At 65.1% G+C, this 16733-nt stretch carries 17 protein-coding genes; 9 read left to right on the plus strand and 8 right to left on the minus strand.

Annotated features, from left to right (window positions below):
- Positions 1 to 19 precede the first annotated feature (19 nt).
- From kdgD to F2P46_RS27695, 5 genes are all read left to right on the plus strand, one after another.
- Entirely contained in the window at positions 20 to 931 is a 912-nt protein-coding gene (gene kdgD / locus F2P46_RS27675) for a 5-dehydro-4-deoxyglucarate dehydratase (protein ID WP_166896318.1), read from the plus strand.
- A 20-nt stretch (positions 932 to 951) separates the two neighbouring features.
- A complete protein-coding gene (locus F2P46_RS27680; protein ID WP_166896319.1) occupies positions 952 to 2532 on the plus strand; it encodes an aldehyde dehydrogenase (NADP(+)) in 1581 nt (526 codons plus the stop codon).
- Between the two features lie 86 nt (positions 2533 to 2618).
- Entirely contained in the window at positions 2619 to 3986 is a 1368-nt protein-coding gene (locus tag F2P46_RS27685; protein ID WP_166896321.1) for an MFS transporter, read from the plus strand.
- Between the two features lie 124 nt (positions 3987 to 4110).
- Positions 4111 to 4989, plus strand: a complete 879-nt coding sequence (locus tag F2P46_RS27690) for an SMP-30/gluconolactonase/LRE family protein (RefSeq protein ID WP_208296795.1) — start codon at positions 4111 to 4113, stop codon at positions 4987 to 4989.
- 41 nt (positions 4990 to 5030) lie between these two features.
- A complete protein-coding gene (locus F2P46_RS27695; protein ID WP_166896323.1) occupies positions 5031 to 5552 on the plus strand; it encodes a GNAT family N-acetyltransferase in 522 nt (173 codons plus the stop codon).
- 1 nt (position 5553) lies between these two features.
- Here the strand turns inward: F2P46_RS27695 and F2P46_RS27700 are convergent, their stop codons facing one another.
- Genes F2P46_RS27700 through F2P46_RS27715 form a run of 4 tightly spaced genes read right to left on the minus strand, consistent with a single transcriptional unit; the run spans position 5554 to position 9175 of the window.
- Positions 5554 to 5982, minus strand: coding sequence for a nuclear transport factor 2 family protein (locus F2P46_RS27700; RefSeq protein ID WP_166896325.1), 429 nt, complete (start codon positions 5980 to 5982; stop codon positions 5554 to 5556).
- A gap of 28 nt (positions 5983 to 6010) precedes the next feature.
- On the minus strand, positions 6011 to 7405 hold the full coding sequence (locus F2P46_RS27705; RefSeq protein ID WP_166896327.1) for a copper oxidase: 1395 nt from the start codon (positions 7403 to 7405) through the stop codon (positions 6011 to 6013).
- 13 nt (positions 7406 to 7418) lie between these two features.
- Positions 7419 to 8828, minus strand: a complete 1410-nt coding sequence (locus tag F2P46_RS27710; RefSeq protein ID WP_166896329.1) for a TolC family protein — start codon at positions 8826 to 8828, stop codon at positions 7419 to 7421.
- 2 nt (positions 8829 to 8830) lie between these two features.
- Positions 8831 to 9175, minus strand: a complete 345-nt coding sequence (locus F2P46_RS27715) for a hypothetical protein (protein WP_166876278.1) — start codon at positions 9173 to 9175, stop codon at positions 8831 to 8833.
- A 192-nt stretch (positions 9176 to 9367) separates the two neighbouring features.
- Between F2P46_RS27715 and F2P46_RS38880 the strand changes: the two genes are divergently transcribed.
- The gene (locus tag F2P46_RS38880) at positions 9368 to 9688 is read left to right on the plus strand and encodes a pentapeptide repeat-containing protein (protein ID WP_208296796.1); all 321 of its coding nucleotides are present in this window, start codon (positions 9368 to 9370) and stop codon (positions 9686 to 9688) included.
- 31 nt (positions 9689 to 9719) lie between these two features.
- On the opposite strand, the gene F2P46_RS27725 is transcribed toward F2P46_RS38880, so the two are convergent.
- Positions 9720 to 9917 carry a heavy-metal-associated domain-containing protein gene (locus F2P46_RS27725; RefSeq protein ID WP_166896333.1) on the minus strand — a complete coding sequence of 66 codons (198 nt, stop codon included), beginning with the start codon at positions 9915 to 9917 and terminating at the stop codon, positions 9720 to 9722.
- Between the two features lie 138 nt (positions 9918 to 10055).
- On the opposite strand from F2P46_RS27725, the gene F2P46_RS27730 reads away from it, so the two are divergent.
- Positions 10056 to 12266: a cation-translocating P-type ATPase gene (locus F2P46_RS27730; RefSeq protein ID WP_306667716.1), complete on the plus strand. Its 2211-nt coding sequence runs from the start codon at positions 10056 to 10058 to the stop codon at positions 12264 to 12266.
- A 5-nt stretch (positions 12267 to 12271) separates the two neighbouring features.
- Positions 12272 to 12661, plus strand: a complete 390-nt coding sequence (cueR, locus tag F2P46_RS27735) for a Cu(I)-responsive transcriptional regulator (protein ID WP_166896411.1) — start codon at positions 12272 to 12274, stop codon at positions 12659 to 12661.
- Between the two features lie 53 nt (positions 12662 to 12714).
- Here the strand turns inward: cueR and F2P46_RS27740 are convergent, their stop codons facing one another.
- From F2P46_RS27740 to F2P46_RS27750, 3 genes are all read right to left on the minus strand, one after another.
- Positions 12715 to 14568, minus strand: a complete 1854-nt coding sequence (locus F2P46_RS27740; RefSeq protein ID WP_166896335.1) for a tetratricopeptide repeat protein — start codon at positions 14566 to 14568, stop codon at positions 12715 to 12717.
- Positions 14569 to 14729: 161 nt separating this feature from the next.
- Positions 14730 to 15041, minus strand: coding sequence for a hypothetical protein (locus F2P46_RS27745; RefSeq protein ID WP_166896337.1), 312 nt, complete (start codon positions 15039 to 15041; stop codon positions 14730 to 14732).
- A 243-nt stretch (positions 15042 to 15284) separates the two neighbouring features.
- Positions 15285 to 15743, minus strand: coding sequence for an N-acetyltransferase (locus F2P46_RS27750; RefSeq protein WP_166896338.1), 459 nt, complete (start codon positions 15741 to 15743; stop codon positions 15285 to 15287).
- A 143-nt stretch (positions 15744 to 15886) separates the two neighbouring features.
- On the opposite strand from F2P46_RS27750, the gene F2P46_RS27755 reads away from it, so the two are divergent.
- Entirely contained in the window at positions 15887 to 16609 is a 723-nt protein-coding gene (locus tag F2P46_RS27755) for a TorF family putative porin (RefSeq protein ID WP_166896340.1), read from the plus strand.
- The last annotated feature ends 124 nt before the right edge of the window (positions 16610 to 16733 follow it).

Below are 16733 nucleotides of genomic sequence, written 5' to 3' on the forward strand. Positions count from 1 at the left end.
CCTACCATCTGGAGACCCCATGAATCCGCAAGAACTCAAACAAATCCTCTCGTCCGGCCTGCTGTCGTTTCCGCTGACCGACTTTGACGACCAGGGCAATTTCAACGCGCGCACCTACGCCGACCGTCTCGACTGGCTCGCTCCGTACGGCGCCAGCGCCTTGTTCGCGGCCGGCGGCACCGGTGAGTTCTTCTCCCTGACCCCAAGCGAATACTCGGACGTGATCCGCACCGCGGTCGACACCTGCCGTGGCAAGGTGCCGATCCTGGCCGGCGCCGGCGGCCCGACCCGCACCGCGATCGCCCTGGCCCAGGAAGCCGAGCGCCTTGGCGCGCACGGCATCCTGCTGCTGCCGCACTACCTGACCGAAGCGAGCCAGGACGGCCTGATCGCCCACGTCGAAGCAGTCTGCGCGTCGGTCAAGTTCGGCGTGGTCGTCTACAACCGCGGCCAGTGCCGCCTCACCGCCGACTCGCTCGAAAAACTGGCCGCGCGCTGCCCTAACCTGATCGGCTTCAAGGACGGCATCGGCGACATCGAACTGATGGTGCAAATCTGGCGCCGCATGGGCGAGCGCTTCAGCTACCTGGGCGGCCTGCCAACGGCCGAAGTCTATGCCGCCGCCTACAAGGCGCTGGGCACCCCGGTGTACTCGTCGGCCGTGTTCAACTTCATGCCGAAAATGGCGATGGACTTCTACCACGCGGTCGCCGCCGACGACCATGCGACCACCAACCGCCTGCTCGACCAGTTCTTCCTGCCTTACCTCGAAATCCGCAACCGCAAGGCCGGCTACGCAGTGAGCATCGTCAAGGCTGGCGCACGCCTGGTAGGCCACTCGGCAGGTCCCGTACGCGCGCCATTGACCGACATGACGGCCGAAGAAGACGCGCTGCTGCTCAAACTGATCAGCGCCCAGGGCGCCCAATAATCCAGACCGAGGAACAGCATATGCAAATCAATGGAGAAATGGTCATCGGCCAACGCACCGTGCGCGGCACGGCCGGCGTGGTGCGCGCGATCGACCCGTCCCGCAACGACTCGATGGGGCCGGACTTCGGCCTGGCCACCGACGCCGACGTCGATGCCGCCTGCGCCCTGGCGCAAGGCGCCTTCGACGCCTACCGCAACACCACGCTCGAACAGCGCGCGGTCTTTTTGGAGACCATTGCCGAAGGCATCCTCAATCTCGGCCCCACGCTGATCGAACGCGCCGCGCTGGAAACCGGCCTGCCGACCGCGCGCCTGGAAGGGGAGCGTGGCCGCACCGTCAACCAACTGCGCCTGTTCGCCAAGGTCGCGCGCGACGGCTACTTCATCGACGCCACCATCGATTCGGCCCTGCCGGAACGGGTGCCGCCGCGTCCCGATCTGCGCCTGCGCAAGATTCCGCTGGGACCGGTCGCCGTGTTCGGCGCCAGTAACTTCCCGCTGGCCTTCTCGGTCGGCGGCGGCGACACCGCCTCGGCGCTGGCCGCCGGCTGCCCGGTCGTGGTCAAGGCGCACGGCGCCCACCTCGGCACCTCGGAACTGGTTGGCAAGGTCATTGCCCAAGCGGTGGCCGCTTGCCAACTGCCCGAAGGCGTGTTCTCGATGCTGTTCGGCGAAGGCCGCCAGATCGGCCAGCGCCTGGTCGACCATCCGGCCATCAAGGCGGTTGGCTTTACCGGCTCGCGCCAGGGCGGCCTGGCGCTGATGCGCACCGCGGCCGTGCGCGCCGAACCGATTCCCGTGTACGCGGAAATGAGCAGCATCAATCCGGTGTTCCTGCTGCCGGCGGCCTTATCAAGCGACCGCGCCGCCGTGGCGCAGGGCTTCGTCGATTCGCTGACCCTGGGCGTGGGCCAGTTCTGCACCAACCCGGGCCTGGTCATGGGCCTCAAAGGCGACCACTTCGACCAGTTCGTCGACGCGGCGGCGGCCGCGCTGCAAGCCAAGGGCGCCGGCACCATGCTCACTCCCGGCATCCACAAGGCCTACGTAGGTGGCGTGGAACAGCTCTCCGGCATCGACGGCGTGACCCTGGTCGCCCAGGGCAAACCCGACGGCGCCGGCTGCGCAGCGCAAGCCTCGCTGTACGTGTGCGACGCGGCCACCTATCTGTCCACCCCTGCGCTGGAATCCGAGATTTTCGGACCGTGCGCCTTGCTGGTGCGCTGCCGCGACGCCGAGCAAATGCAGCAGGTCGCCGAACACCTCGAAGGCCAGCTGACCGCCACTGTGCATGCCCTGGCCGCCGACCGCGCCCATGCTGCCGCGCTGCTGCCGGTGCTGGAACGCAAGGCGGGCCGCATCCTGTTCAACGGCTACCCTACCGGCGTCGAAGTGGCGCATGCGATGGTCCACGGCGGCCCGTTCCCGGCCACTTCCGACAGCCGCAGCACCTCGGTCGGCGCGTCCGCCATCGACCGCTTCCTGCGTCCGGTGTGCTACCAGAATGTGCCGGCGGACTTGCTTCCGGAGGCACTGGCCGACCATAATCCTCTGGGCCTGACCCGCCTTGTCGACGGAGGCATGCAACAACCTAAGTAAGGCTGGTCGCGCTGCCGTCAACAGAAGGTGTGGAGACGCCTGGCGGCAGAGCGCTGTTTCTAAAAACAACCATAAAGAAGCGACCGATGAACCAGCAAGTCATAGGCAAGTACCGGTGGACCATTTGCGCCCTCCTGTTCTTCGCCACCACCATCAATTATCTGGACCGTCAGGTCCTGAGCCTGTTAGCCACCGACCTGTCCAAGCAATTCGGCTGGTCCAATACCGATTACGCCAACATCACGGCGGCCTTCCAGTTTGTGTACGCGTTCTCGATGCTGTTCGCCGGCCGCGTGATCGACAAACTCGGCACCAAGCGCGCCTTCGTGCTGGCCATTACCATTTGGTCGCTGGGCGCGATCATGCACGCCTTCGCCATTGGCGTGGGCGAGGGCATCAACGGTATCCTCACCAGCCTTGGCATGACCGTGGTGCCGGTGTCGATCGCCGGCTTCATGATGTCGCGCGCGGTGCTGGCGCTGGGCGAAGCGGGTAACTTCCCCGCCGCGATCAAGGCCACCGCCGAATACTTCCCCAAGAAGGAACGCTCGTTCGCCACCGGCATCTTCAACTCCGGCGCCAACGTCGGCGCCATCCTGGCGCCGCTCACGGTGCCGGTCATCGCCGCCGCGTGGGGCTGGCAGATGGCCTTCATCATCATCGGCGCCATCGGCTTTGTGTGGATGGCGTTGTGGATGGTGTTCTACGATACCCCGGCCGAACAGAAGCGCATGGGCAAGGCGGAACTCGATTACATCAACAGCGATTGCGCGGTGGTGCCGGAGCCTGTTGCCGGTGTCGTCAAGCCGAAGACCTCGTGGTTCAAGCTGCTCGGCTACCGCCAGACCTGGGCCTTCGCGCTCGGTAAATTCATGACCGACGGCGTGTGGTGGTTCTTCCTTTTCTGGCTGCCAAAATACCTGGCCGCGACCTATGGCCTGAAGGGCACCGACATCATCGTGCCGCTGGCCGTCTTGTACAGCATGACCATGGTCGGCAGTATCGGCGGCGGCTGGTTCCCTACCTACTTCATCAACCGCGGCGACAATCCGTACGACGGCCGCATGAAGGCCATGCTGTGCATCGCCTTCATACCGCTGGTGGTGCTGCTGGCGCAGCCGTTCGGCTACATCAGCTTCTGGGTACCGGTGATCCTGATCGGTATCGGCGCCTCCGCGCACCAGGCCTGGTCGGCCAACATCTTCACCACCGTGTCCGACATGTTCCCGAAACATAGCGTCGGTTCGGTGGTGGGCATCGGCGGCATGTTCGGCGGCATGGGCGGCGTTCTGCTGACCAAGCTCGGTGGGTGGCTGTTCGATTATTATGGCGCCATGGGCCAGATCAGTACCGGCTACATGATCATGTTCTCGATCTGCGCGCTGGCCTACCTGGCGGCATGGATGATGATGAAAACACTGGTGCCGCGCTACCGCGAAATCACCGATCTGTAAGAAGGCCACTGTTTTATGATCCGTCTTTCCCGCCTGCGCGGGAAAGACGGTCTTGAACGCAATGGTAATAAGGGCTTTAGTGGACGGCGTCACAATCTGTAAGGGCAATATGAGCAAGCAAGCGATGATCGAAACAGTCCCGGACATCACCTGCGCGGTGGGCGAAAGCCCGCTGTGGGACGCGCGCGAGGGCGCCTGGTACTGGGTCGATATCCTCGGCCGGCGCATCTGGCGCTTCGATCCGGCCAGCGGCGCGCAGCGCTCCTGGCTCACCGCAGAAATGCCAGCGTGCATTGCGCTCACCGACAGCGGCGCCCTGATCGCCGGGATGGGGAGCGGCGTGTTCCAGCTCACGCTGGACGAGGGCGAGCATGCGCACGCGGCGCTGCTGGCCGCGCCGCCCGAACTCACGCCGGGCATGCGCTTTAACGACGGCCGCTGCGACCGCCAGGGGCGCTTCTGGAGCGGCACCATGCGCCTCGACAGCCCCGAGCTGCACGCCGAGGGTCGCTTGTACCGCTACACGCGCGAGCAGGGCATCTCGGCGCCGCTGGTGTCGAACCTGGTGGTGCAGAACGGGCTCGGTTTTTCGCCGAACGGGCGCACCATGTATTTGTCGGACTCGCACGTCTCGCGCCAGCAGATCTGGGCCTTCGACTACGACACCGACAGCGGCACGCCCACCAACCGGCGCGTGTTCGTCGACATGACGGCGCACCGTGGCCGTCCCGACGGCGCGGCGGTCGATGTCGACGGCTGTTACTGGATCTGCGGGAACGACGGCGGCTGCCTGCTGCGCTTCACGCCCGAGGGCAAGCTCGATCGCACCATCGACCTGCCGCTGCTCAAACCGTCGATGTGCAGCTTTGGCGGCGCCGGGATGGATACCTTGCTGGTCACGTCGATCGCGGCCGGCCGCAAGCCCGAGGACACCGGGTCCGGCACGGTGCTGCTGGTGTACCCGGGTGTGCAGGGCATGCCCGAAACCGCGTTTCGCGCATGAATTCCGGGCCTGCGGGCCCGGTTTTTCGCTAAGATAGGGGCATGAAATTCGAACGCCTCAATCCAACCCACGCTCCCGCGTACCGCGCGATCACGCTGGAAGCGCTCGCGCTGCATCCCGACGCCTACACCTCCAGCGCCGCAGAACGCGCAACGCGCCCCGCCTCGTGGTGGGAAGCGCGCCTCAATCCCGATCCGGCGTCGAACGAGATCGTGCTCGGCGCGTTCGATGACGGCGGTGCGCTCGTCGGCACCGCAGGTCTGTCGTTCGAGGCGCGCGAAAAAGGGCGCCACAAAGTCACCTTGTTCGGCATGTACATCACGCCCCGCTGCCGCCGTGCGGGGCTGGGCGCGCAACTGCTCGACGCCGTCCTGGACTTTGCCGCATCGCGGCCGCACGCAAAAATCATCCAGCTCACCGTCACCGAAGAGAACGCGGCTGCCCGCAGCCTGTACCAGCGGCTCGGCTTCGCCGTCTTCGGCGTGGAGCCGTACGCCATTGCGCTCGACGGGCGCTACCTGGCCAAAGTCCACATGTGGCGCGCGCTGGCGGACCTGGACTGATTCACTTGGCCTTGCGCGAGGACCAGTGAAAATGCAGCACCACCCAGCCGTCGCCCTTCTTTTCCAGGATGGCTGTTTCGGTGCCCACCGCATTGATGGTCTTGCCCTTGAAAGTCCCTTTGCTCTCGGTCTCGTCGAGGATGATGGCGATCTCGCCGTCGATCCGCTCCTTGTGCCGCAATACCCTGCGCGTGGTGGCCCTGGCGAACGCAATGTCGTCCGCCAGGTGATGGTCCGCATATTCGCTGCGTGAACGCTCCACGTGGCCGGCCTCGTAAATGATGGCCTCGGGGCTGAGCAACTTCATCGCGCGTGCCTCGTCGCCCGCGTGCAGGGCGGCGTGAAAGGCCGCCAGCGTTTCGCCAGGCGTCGCCGCCCGGGCATGGAGCGATGCCAGTCCGAGGACGGCAAGCAGAACGAATTGGCGCATCAGCTTCTCTCAGTGGTTGCAAAAGGCGTCAGTGTGCATGATTTTTGCCCGGTTTGGTCACTTGCAGCACCTTCTCGCCCGGTTTTGCCGCCATTTTGTCGGCATCCGGCGCACGCACCGGCTCCGGCCTGGCGATCCCGCCTTCCTTCCACTCGTATGCCACGCTGCCGGGCGGATGCTTGTACCAGCCCGGGTCCTTGTAGTCGCCGCGCGCGAGGCCCTTGCGCACCTTCATCACGGTGAACATGCCGCCCATGCCGATGCCGCCGAACGGGCCACTGCCGGTCATCATCGGCAGCGTGTTGTCCGGCAGCGGCATCTCCATTTCGCCCATGTCGGCCATGCCCTTGTCGCCCATGACCATGTAGCCAGGTACCAGCTTGTTGATCTTGCCGAGCACCTCGCGCTGGTCGACCCCGATCAGGGTCGGCACGTCGTGGCCCATGGCGTTCATGGTGTGGTGCGATTTGTGGCAGTGGAAGGCCCAGTCCCCCGGTTCGCTGGCGATGAACTCGATGGCGCGCATCTGGCCGACCGCGATATCGGTCGTCACTTCCGGCCAGCGCGATGCCGGCGGCGTCCAGCCGCCATCGGTGCCGGTGACCGTGAATTCGTGGCTGTGCATGTGGATCGGGTGATTGGTCATGGTCAGGTTGCCGACCCGGATGCGCACCTTGTCATTCTGGGCAATCACCATCGGGTCGATGCCGGGAAAGGCGCGGCTGTTAAAGGTCCACAGGTTAAAGTCGAGCATCGTGTTGACCTTGGGCGTGTAGCTGCCCGGGTCGATGTCGTAGGCGTTCAGCAAAAAGCAGAAGTCGCGGTCGACCCGCATGAAGTTGTGGTCCTTGGGGTGGGTGATCCAGAAGCCCATCATCCCCATCGCCATCTGCGTCATTTCGTCGGCGTGCGGGTGGTACATGAAGGTGCCGGGCCGCTTGGCCACGAATTCGTAGACGAAGGTCTTGCCCGGATCGATGCCGGGCTGGGTCAGGCCGGTCACACCGTCCATGCCGTTTGGCAGGCGCTGGCCGTGCCAGTGCACGCTGGTGTGCTCGGGCAGCTTGTTGGTGACGAAAATGCGTACCCGGTCGCCTTCCACCACTTCGATGGTCGGGCCGGGCGACTGGCCGTTGTAACCCCACAGGTTGGCCTTCATGCCGGGTGCGATTTCGCGCACTACCGGCTCGGCCACGAGGTGGAATTCCTTGACGCCGTCTTTCATCCGCCACGGCAGGGTCCAGCCGTTGAGGGTGACCACCGGGTTGTACGGGCGGCCGTTGGGCGGTGTCAACGGCGGCTGGGTCGATGCCTTGTCCATGATGACCGCTTCCGGCAGCGAGGCGGCGCCGGCGCGCGAGATCAGCGCCGTGCTGACGGCAACCGCGCCCGCGCCAGTAAAGAAATTTCTACGTGAGACCATGTTGCATGTCCTTTCAATGTTGGGCCGGTGCGGCGCTGGGCGCTGCGCTACCGGCGCGTGGCGTGGCGGCTGTGGCGTCGCCGCTGCCGGTCAGCGCGGCCTGCAGGGCGGCGTCGGCGATCCAGTAGTCGCGCTGCGCTTCGATGGCGGCGTTGACGGCAACGACCTGCTCGCGCGCGTCCGCCAGCAGTTCGAAGACGCTGATCAGCATGCCGTTGTAGCGCAGCAGCTGTTCGTCGGCGATGCGTTTTTTGAGCGGCACCACTTCGTCGCGGTAGTGGCGGGCCAGGTCATAGGCGGTGCGGTAGCCGCTATAGCTTTCGCGTACCTGCGAGCGCGCGTCGACGGCAAGCCTGGCGGCGCGGTGCACCGCCTGCATGTACATTGCCTCGGCCTTGGCCACCTTGGCGCCGCCCCAGTCGAACAGCGGAATCTGCAGTTCGATTTCGTAGCCGGTGGCGCGCTCGCCGGTGTCGCTGGTGTTGCGCAGGTAGCTCAGGTCGAGCAGGTTGACGAAGCGGGTGGCGCGGGTGAGGCCCAGCGATGATGCCAGTCCGGCCAGTTCCTTTTGCGCCATGAGCATGTCGAGCCGGTTGCCCATGGCCTGGGCTTCGGCACCCTGCACGTCGCGCGGGGCCGCCGGCAGGTCGGGCAGGCGTGCGGGCAGGGTAAAAGCGGCCGGGTTCGAAACGCCCAGCAGGCGCGTGAGCTTTTCGCGCTCCAGGGCGCGGGCCTGGCGCGCGCGCGCCAGACCGGCCACCGAATCGGCGTAGAACGCCTGTTCGCGCGCGTGCTGTAGTTTGCTCCAGTTGCCGGCCACCGCCATCCGGCGCGCCAGTTCGGCGCTCGCTTCGGCGGCGTTTTTTACCTGCTCCATGTATTCGGCGCTTTGCTGGGCGGCGACCGCACCGTACCAGGCGCGCCGGGTGGCGTCGGCGGTGCGCAGCACCTCGCCGGCGGCGCGCAGTTGCGCCTGTTCGTAACGGCGCCGTTCGAGGCGCGTAGTAACCGGCATGGTCAACAGGCCGATCACGGGCAGCATCAGCTTGCGCTCGATCTCGATGCCCTCGTGGCTTTTCATGCGGCCGAAACTGAACACCGGATTGGCGATGCGGCCGGCCTGCACCAGGTCCGCCTCGGCGATGCCCAGTTCCGCGTAGCCGGCTTGCAGGCCGCGGTTATTGAGCAGCGCGATGGTGACCGCGTCTTCGGCCGACAAGGGCTTGGCCAGCAAGGCCGCGACCTGCTGTTCGACATTGCCGGCGCCCGGTGCGCTGGCGGGAATGGCGTCGCCGGTGCGCTGCTGCGCGAGCTGGCGCACGTCGGCGTAGCCGCCGTCGGGCGAGAAGGAGGCGCAGCCGGCGGCGGCGGCGCAGATGCCGGCGAGCGCGATGCGGCGCAGCGGAGTCGATAGTCGTCGCATCGTCATTCCTTGTGCTGGTGGCCGTGGTGCGGGGCGGGCTTGGCCGGCTCCGCGCTCTTTTTCATGCCGCTCATATCGTGCCCGGCATGGGGATCGTCAAGCTTGGGTGCATCCGGTTTTTTGGCGGCGTCCATGTTGTGGTTCATGTGACCCATGTGGCCCATCTGGCCGGGCCGTTTGAGCAGCTGTTCGTTGGTGTCCTTCCAGGATGCCGCTTGCGGCTCCCGGTAGGTGCGATACCCGGCAAAGGCCGAGTCGTAGGCGAGTGGAGCGGCGCTCGTTTGCGCCAGCGCCGGCGGCATGGCGGCGGCAAGCAGCAGCGGCCATATCAGGCGAAGGGAATTCATGACAACCTCAATCGTGTTGGTTAAAAGACGCTGGTCCGTGGACGGACCAAGGGCATTCAGGCGATCGGGGAGTGAGGAGGACGTTCCAGGCCGCCGGGGATATGCGCCGTCACGTGCATGGCGGCGTAGGCAATCAATTCGGAGGCGAGTGGCGGCGCGGCACCCGGCGCGGGAAATGCCGGGGCGATGGCCATGCCCACGCAGCAGAAGGCGCAGTTGCTGCACTTGGCGGGGCTGTCTGCCGCGGCACTGTCCGGCGCGGCGCTATCCGGTGCGGCACTGTCCGGTGCGGCACTATCCGGTGCGGCACTGTCCGGTGCGGCACTATCCGGTGCGGCACTATCCAGCTCGGCGCAGTGGCCTTCTTCCATGCTGGCGGCAACATGGCTGGCGAGCGGCGCATTCGCCGCTGCGCACAGCGCCGACGATGCCGCCGCGAAACCCTGCAAGGGAATCGCAAGCAGCATCAGCCACACCAGCAATGTTCGGAAGCACTTCATGGACAAAGTCTAGCACATGGAAAATGGGAGCCGCGCCGTGCGGATCAAGCGGCCTTGGCGGGATAGCCGGCCTCGGCCAGGCTGGCGAGCACCTCATCCTGCGCCGCCGTCGTGTTCAGCTCAATGGTGCGCGCAGGCATGTCGAACGTGACGACGGCATCCTGGTCGAGCTCCTTGACGGTCTTGTTGATGACGCCGGCGCAATGGCCGCAGCTCATCTCGGGAATGCTCAGTTTGATCATGGCGAAACTCCTGTTGGTGAATGGAATAAAGCCATTGTCCACGTTCCCACGGTGGTAAGGTCAAGCGGTCTTTTCGCTTGACCTTACTATAATGGGAAGCTTAATGATGGTGGCATGCGAATGTAACAGGAGCTTGAAATGACTACCACTGCAATGCAAAACACGCAGGACGCCGCCGAAACCACGCTCGAGGTTGGCGGCATGACGTGCGCCTCGTGCGCCGGACGGGTCGAAAAAGCCTTGCGCGCGGTCCCCGGCGTGCAGGGCGCCACCGTCAACTTGGCCACCGAGAAAGTATTGATTACCGGCGCACCGCTCGATCCGGCCCAGCTGATCGCGGCGGTAGAGCGCGCCGGCTACTCGGCCAACGCGCCTGCCGAAGTGGCCGCCCCCGTGGTGCCACTGCGGGGACTATCCGAGCCGATGGAAATCGCCATCGCCGCCGCCCTCACCATGCCCTTGCTCGCACCGATGCTGCTGGCCGCTGTCGGCATCGACGCGATGCTGCCCGCCTCGGTCCAATGGCTGCTGGCCACGCCGGTGCAGTTCTGGATCGGCGCGCGCTTCTACCGTTCCGCCTGGAAAGCGCTGCTGGCCAGGAGCGGGAACATGGACTTGCTGGTCGCGCTCGGCACCTCTGCCGCCTACGGCCTGAGCCTGTACCAGTGGCTGGGCCAGCCGCAGCATCATGGCGCGCACCTGTATTTCGAAGCATCCGCCGTGGTGATCACCCTGGTGCGCCTGGGCAAATGGCTGGAAACGCGCGCCAAGCGCCAGACCACCGAAGCGATCCGCGCGCTCCAATCGCTGCGCCCGGAAACGGCAAGGGTGCGCCGCAACGGCGTGGAGACCGACATGCCGATCACTAAACTGAAGGTCGGCGACGAGGTCGTGATCCGCCCCGGCGAGCGTATCCCGATGGATGGCGAGGTCATCGACGGCGCCAGCCACGTCGACGAATCGATGCTGACCGGCGAGAGCCTGCCCGTGAGCAAAACCGTGGGCGCGCGCGTGATCGGCGGGGCGGTCAATGGCGAAGGCCTGCTGCTGGCCCGCGCCAGCGCCATCGGCGCCGAAACCGTGCTGGCGCGCATCATCCGCGCGGTCGAGGACGCGCAGGCGGGCAAGGCGCCGATCCAGCGTCTGGTGGACAAGGTCAGCGCCGTGTTCGTGCCGGCGATCGTGCTCATCGCGTTGCTCACCTTCTTCGGCTGGTGGCTGGCCAACGGCGACTGGAGCGCGGCGCTGCTCAACGCGGTGGCGGTGCTGGTCATTGCCTGTCCGTGCGCGCTGGGGCTGGCGACGCCCACGGCGATCATGGCCGGTACCGGCGTGGCCGCCAGATACGGCATCCTGATCAAGGACGCCGAGGCGCTCGAACTCTTGCACGGCGTCACCGTGGTGGCGTTCGACAAGACCGGCACCTTAACCGCCGGCAAGCCGCGCCTGACCGCGCATGTCTCCGTGTCCATGGAGGAACCGGGCGGCGCACACGCCTTGCTGGCGCTGGCGGCCGCCGTGCAGCAGGGCAGCGAGCACCCGCTGGCGCGCGCGGTGGGGGACGCGGCGCGGGCGGCCGGCATTACGCCGGCCCCGGCTGGCGGCACCCGTGCCTTGGCCGGGCTGGGCGTGAGCGCCACGGTGGATGGCCGCGAGCTGCTGCTGGGTAACGCCGCACTGATGCGCCAGCATGGCGTCGACATCGCCGCGCTGGCCGCGCAAGGGCAGGCACGCGAGCAGGCCGGCGAGACGGTCTCGTGGCTGGCCGAGGGCGGGCGCCTGCTCGGCATGCTCGCTTTTGGAGACGCGCTCAAGCCGGAGAGCCGGCAAGCGATTGAGCGCCTGCACGCGGCCGGCATCCGCACCGTGATGCTGAGCGGCGACAACCCCGGCAGCGCGCGCCACATCGCGGACCAACTCGGCATCGACGAGGTGCACGCGCAGGTGCTTCCCGAGGGCAAGGCGGCAATCATCGCGGCATTGCGCGCCAGCGGCGAGCGGGTGGCGATGGTGGGCGACGGCATCAACGATGCGCCGGCCCTGGCGGCGGCCGATATCGGCGTGGCCATGGGCAGCGGCACCGACGTGGCGATGCACACGGCCGGCGTGACCCTGATGCGGGGCGACCCGCGCCTGCTGGTCGACGCCATCGACATCTCGCGCCGCACCTACGGCAAGATTCGCCAGAACCTGTTCTGGGCGTTTGTGTTCAATGTGATCGGGGTGCCGCTGGCGGCGTTTGGCTTGCTCAATCCCATGATTGCCGGGGCGGCAATGGCGTTTTCGAGCGTGTCGGTGGTCAGCAATGCGCTGCTGCTCAAGCGCTGGGTGGCGGGAGCGACAGCATGACGATGATGAATATCGGCCAGACCGCCAAGGCGTCGGGGGTGTCGGCGAAGATGATCCGGCATTACGAATCGATCGGGCTGATCGGCGAGGCGCAGCGCACCGATGCCGGCTATCGCGTGTATGGCCCGCGCGATGTGCAAGTGCTGCAGTTCATCCACCGCAGCCGCGCGCTGGGCTTTTCGCTGGAGCAGATCAAGACCTTGCTGGCCCTGTGGCAAGACAAGCATCGGGCCAGCAAGGATGTGCGCGCGATGGCCAGGCAGCATATCGCCGAGCTGGACCGCAAAATCGGCGAGATGGAAGCCATGAAGCGCACCCTGGAAAAGCTGGCCGGCGCCTGCCATGGCGACGAGCGGCCGGACTGCCCGATCCTCGACGACTTGTCGCTCGGCTGAGGCGCCTGACAGGTGCGCGCGCTGGCTGCGCCGGTGCACTCAACCGGCCGGCGTTACGCTTTCTTACTTGCTGGCTTCTTTTTGGGGGCCGGCTTGAGCACCCTTGCCACAGCCTCGCTGAACTGGTCCGGTTCGCCCGCGGCAGCGCGCTTTTTCAGCGCATCCGTGGTGAGCTTGCGGTCTTTGCTCAAGTGCAGCAGCATGCGCAGGCTGGCGTCGGCTTCGGCCGGCTGGTCGGCCAGCGCGGCCGCCTCGGCCATGTTTCTCCATCCGTCCACGTGGCCGGGCGCGGCCTCAAGCAATTTGGCGAGCACCATGCGTGCACGCTCATGGTCGCCCGCGCCGATGAGAGCGGCGCCGAGCGCGCTGCGGGCAGCGAAGTTGGCGCCGTCGGCATCGACCGCGATGCCGAGTGCGACGATCGCGGCCTTATAGTTCTTGTCGAGCAACTCTTTGGCGCCTTGCTGCAAGAGCCCTGCCGATGCTTCCTTGGCGGTCTCCGACACCGGCTCCTGCGGCCTGGCTTGTTCCGTCAGGGTACCCACCGTGGCCCAGTCGCGCGCATTGACGGCGACCAGCATGGGGGAGAGCGGCTGGACTGGCTTGAAAGGCATGTTGACGTACACGCTGGCGGGTGCGACAGCCGTTGCGGCCGGCGCCGTCACAGCCGTCACAGCCGCTACGGCCTTTGGCGGCGCTTGCGGATCGTTGACTAGCTTGTAAAGCAACACGCCAACGATGACCGCCGATACCAGCGACATGGCCAGCGACACCAGGTCCGGCCCGCTGCCTGGGGACGCCAGTTCCGGCGCCGGCGTGGGCGCCGGCTGGGCGTAGTGCCGCGCGCGCTTGGCCAGGGCCGCCTGGCGCGACTGGCGCGAACGCTTGGCGCGCCGCTTATCGCGCCAGATGGACAGAACCCACAGCACGCCGACCGCCGCTACGCGTTCGGCCTGCATTTCATAAAAGAAGCTGGTGGACGCCAGGCCTGCGAACATCAGCGCCATCGTGGCAAGCAGTGGCGCGACCATGCCGCGAAGCGCGTGCTTGCCTTTGTCCAGATTGGCTGGCAGCGCGTCCGTCACCAGATTGGCGTCGAAGGTGCCGTCGACCCAGGCATTGTATTGTCTGCCGCCATACGCGATCACGACATGGCCTACGGGAACATACACCGCCGACGCTTCCCAGCTGGTGCTGGCGTTCCAGTGCCAGTCGCGTTGCTGGTCGCCTTGTGCGTGGCCCTTGACGCAGGTCTCGACCACACTGGCGACGCGCGCTTCGGCGTGCATCGAATAGGCGCTGTGTTGGGGCAGGGCGTAGGGCTGGGTTTCGACGCCGCTGGCAAAGGCGGCGTCGAACGGCCTTGCCAATAGCATGTTTTGCAAGCGGTCAAGCAAGGGCAAGGCAGCCGGCGCCAGGCCGCTGCCGGCGTAGGCGAGCATGAGAAACTTGTTGGCGTCCTGGCCGTTGACCGGGCGCCAGTCGACGACGGTGCGTGATTTCGTGACCGGCACCCGCCGCGATTGGCCATCCACGTGGCGCAGCACATGGTCGGTATACGTTTCGGTCCGGTTGTAGCCGAACGAGGCTGTCCACGAGGCACTGTACGAGACGGTGAAGGCAAAGCAGGGCATGTAAAAACAATTTACGGTCAGCACGGCGCGTTCGACCATATCGTCCGGCACAAGATCGTTCGCCGCCAAGTGTCGCAGCACCCCGAATGCGAGCGCGTTTGCTTCGACCGACAGCGGAATAATCCGCTGGACCGCCGTGCCGGCCGCGGGCGCGGCATGCGCAATCGGCGTGACCGCGTCGCAGTAATCGCATTGCAAGGCTTGCAAGCCGGCCGCGTAACTCAGGTTTGCGCCGCATCCCTGGCAGATTAATGTGTCCAGCTGTGCCGCCATAGCATCCTCAAAAACATATTGTTCTATACGGCAACATCCTGCGGTCTCTCCTGCGGTGTCAGGTCTGACATTCGGACACGGGCTGTACCGTGGAGGTTCGATTGAGTTCCATAGCAGATGAGCTCGTGTCCGATTGTCAGACCTGACACCGGTTTTCGGTTTTACTGGCCAGCCGCTTTCAGCAGCGGATTACTCGACGTGCCGCCTTGACCGCCCGTTTTGTAGTGCGTGACGACGACGCCTTTTTTGTTGAATTCGAAAGCGGTGGTCTCGCTGATGTTTTTGCCGATGATGGCTTGCCCGATCTGGGTGAAATCGTAATACCAGACGGTATTGCCGCCGGCTTCCGTTTTCCGGTTTGGCTGGCCGACGATGGCGATCACATCGGCTTGGGTGCTTTTCTTGTCAATCACGCTTGCCATTTGTGCCGCCGAAATTTGCGTGCCCGTCTTCATCGCGCCAAAGTCGGACAAGCCTTTTACCGAACCGCATGCGGTTACGCTGGCCAGGCAGATCACGGTCAGGCAAATACGGATTTTATTCTTCAACATAAACACTCCAGGGTTAACAACGCACTTGAAACCAGGTATGCCGGCGCAAAATTCCGGCACTTACACATGGGATTATACGGAACAGCCACCCAGCTTATCTGATTGCCAATGTGAATGGATAAATAAGCTCCTGATGGCCACGCTCATTCGCCTGTTTCCCCCGCTTCATTCAACAAGTGCTTTCTCCATCCGCCATGCATCCATCCCATCTTCGTAATACGCTTCATATTCCCCGAATACCCGATATCCGCTTGTTGTAAACAGCCCGATCGACGCCGCGTTATCCTTGCGCACTTCCAGATACACGGCCGTACACCCGCGCGCCAGCGCCGCCCGCTCCGCCGCGCGCACCAGTCCCGCCGCCACCCCGCAGCCCTTCCAGCCCGCCGCCGTCGCAATGGTGTACACCCGCGCCCGCGCCGTCTTCGCGCGAAACAGCAAGGTCAGGTAGCCGCGCGTTTCTCCCGCCAAGGTATCGATCAGCGTTAGCGATTTTCCCCGCGACAGAAGATGCCGAAAACTGCGCCGGCTCACCCGGTCGCCGCTGAAGCTGGCTTCTTCGATCGCCGCCAGCGTCTCCACATCGTCCATCGACGCGCTGCGCATCGTCGCCATCTCATCCATTCCCATTCACTCTCCGACTTGCTAAGGCCTGCATTTTTACATTTCCTTTACGCCAGCATGCCAACTTTTTAGAAACTTTTTATGGGTGCGTCGATACGATTTGCCTTGTCTCAATCCCTCATCACACCCAAGAAAGAAGCACCATGAAGATCGCCATTTTCGCAGCCGCCCTGTTGTCGTTCTCCGCCCAGGCCGCGAGCGACGTCAGTGCCAACGTCGCCGCCACCAGCGACTACCGCTATCGCGGCATCTCGCAAACCCGCCTCCAGCCGGCCTTGCAGGGCGGGGCCGACCTGGTGCACAAGCCATCCGGCTGGTACGCCGGCGCGTGGGCCTCGACCATCAAGTGGACCAATGACGCCGGCGGCGACGGCAAGGTCGAAATCGACGTCTACGGCGGCAAACGCGGCGATCTGGCCGGCGGCATCGGCTACGACGCCGGCGTGCTTGCCTACGCCTACCCATCGAACAAACTCGGCCATGTGGCGGGCTTTGCCAACGCCAACACCACCGAGGTCTATGGCCAGCTCTCGTACGGCGTCGCCCTGATCAAGTATTCGCACGCGCTGACCAACCTGTTCGGCTATGTCGACAGCAAGCACAGCGGTTACCTCGACCTGGCCGCCAATCCGGATCTCGGCAACGGCGTCGTGCTCAATCTGCACGCCGGACGCCAGCGCGTGGCCCACAACAGCGCCGCCAGCTATACCGACTACAAAATCGGCGTGACGCGCGACTTTGGCGTGGCCAGCGTGGCCCTGGCCGCCATCGGCGCCAACGCAAGCAAGGCCGCCTACGCCTCGCCCGCCAACGGCAAGTTCCTCGGCAAAACGGCGCTGCAACTGACCGTAAGCAAGACCTTTTAATGGCGGCGTTTACGCCTTGTTTACACCGGCGCGGCAACTCTTTACACCGTTTTTAGGCGCTTGCCGATACGCTCATCAATAACAAAACCAATTCGTTCGAGGGTGATATGGACTTGATTTTTAT

It is taken from the genome of Massilia sp. CCM 8734 (assembly GCF_011682155.1).
Classification (GTDB): domain Bacteria; phylum Pseudomonadota; class Gammaproteobacteria; order Burkholderiales; family Burkholderiaceae_D; genus Telluria_A; species Telluria_A rubra.

Excerpts from the sequence above, each read along its gene's own strand:
- F2P46_RS27700 (WP_166896325.1), bottom strand. The coding sequence starts at position 5,982 with ATGCGCCAATTCGTTCTGCTTGCCGTCCTCGGACTGGCATCGCTCCAT.
- F2P46_RS27695 (WP_166896323.1), top strand. The coding sequence starts at position 5,031 with ATGAAATTCGAACGCCTCAATCCAACCCACGCTCCCGCGTACCGCGCG.
- F2P46_RS27750 (WP_166896338.1), bottom strand. The coding sequence starts at position 15,743 with ATGGATGAGATGGCGACGATGCGCAGCGCGTCGATGGACGATGTGGAG.
- kdgD (WP_166896318.1), top strand. The coding sequence starts at position 20 with ATGAATCCGCAAGAACTCAAACAAATCCTCTCGTCCGGCCTGCTGTCG.
- F2P46_RS27710 (WP_166896329.1), bottom strand. The coding sequence starts at position 8,828 with ATGCGACGACTATCGACTCCGCTGCGCCGCATCGCGCTCGCCGGCATC.
- F2P46_RS27685 (WP_166896321.1), top strand. The coding sequence starts at position 2,619 with ATGAACCAGCAAGTCATAGGCAAGTACCGGTGGACCATTTGCGCCCTC.
- F2P46_RS27680 (WP_166896319.1), top strand. The coding sequence starts at position 952 with ATGCAAATCAATGGAGAAATGGTCATCGGCCAACGCACCGTGCGCGGC.
- cueR (WP_166896411.1), top strand. The coding sequence starts at position 12,272 with ATGAATATCGGCCAGACCGCCAAGGCGTCGGGGGTGTCGGCGAAGATG.
- F2P46_RS27740 (WP_166896335.1), bottom strand. The coding sequence starts at position 14,568 with ATGGCGGCACAGCTGGACACATTAATCTGCCAGGGATGCGGCGCAAAC.
- F2P46_RS38880 (WP_208296796.1), top strand. The coding sequence starts at position 9,368 with ATGCCCACGCAGCAGAAGGCGCAGTTGCTGCACTTGGCGGGGCTGTCT.
- F2P46_RS27755 (WP_166896340.1), top strand. The coding sequence starts at position 15,887 with ATGAAGATCGCCATTTTCGCAGCCGCCCTGTTGTCGTTCTCCGCCCAG.
- F2P46_RS27725 (WP_166896333.1), bottom strand. The coding sequence starts at position 9,917 with ATGATCAAACTGAGCATTCCCGAGATGAGCTGCGGCCATTGCGCCGGC.
- F2P46_RS27690 (WP_208296795.1), top strand. The coding sequence starts at position 4,111 with ATGATCGAAACAGTCCCGGACATCACCTGCGCGGTGGGCGAAAGCCCG.
- F2P46_RS27705 (WP_166896327.1), bottom strand. The coding sequence starts at position 7,405 with ATGGTCTCACGTAGAAATTTCTTTACTGGCGCGGGCGCGGTTGCCGTC.
- F2P46_RS27715 (WP_166876278.1), bottom strand. The coding sequence starts at position 9,175 with ATGAATTCCCTTCGCCTGATATGGCCGCTGCTGCTTGCCGCCGCCATG.
- F2P46_RS27730 (WP_306667716.1), top strand. The coding sequence starts at position 10,056 with ATGACTACCACTGCAATGCAAAACACGCAGGACGCCGCCGAAACCACG.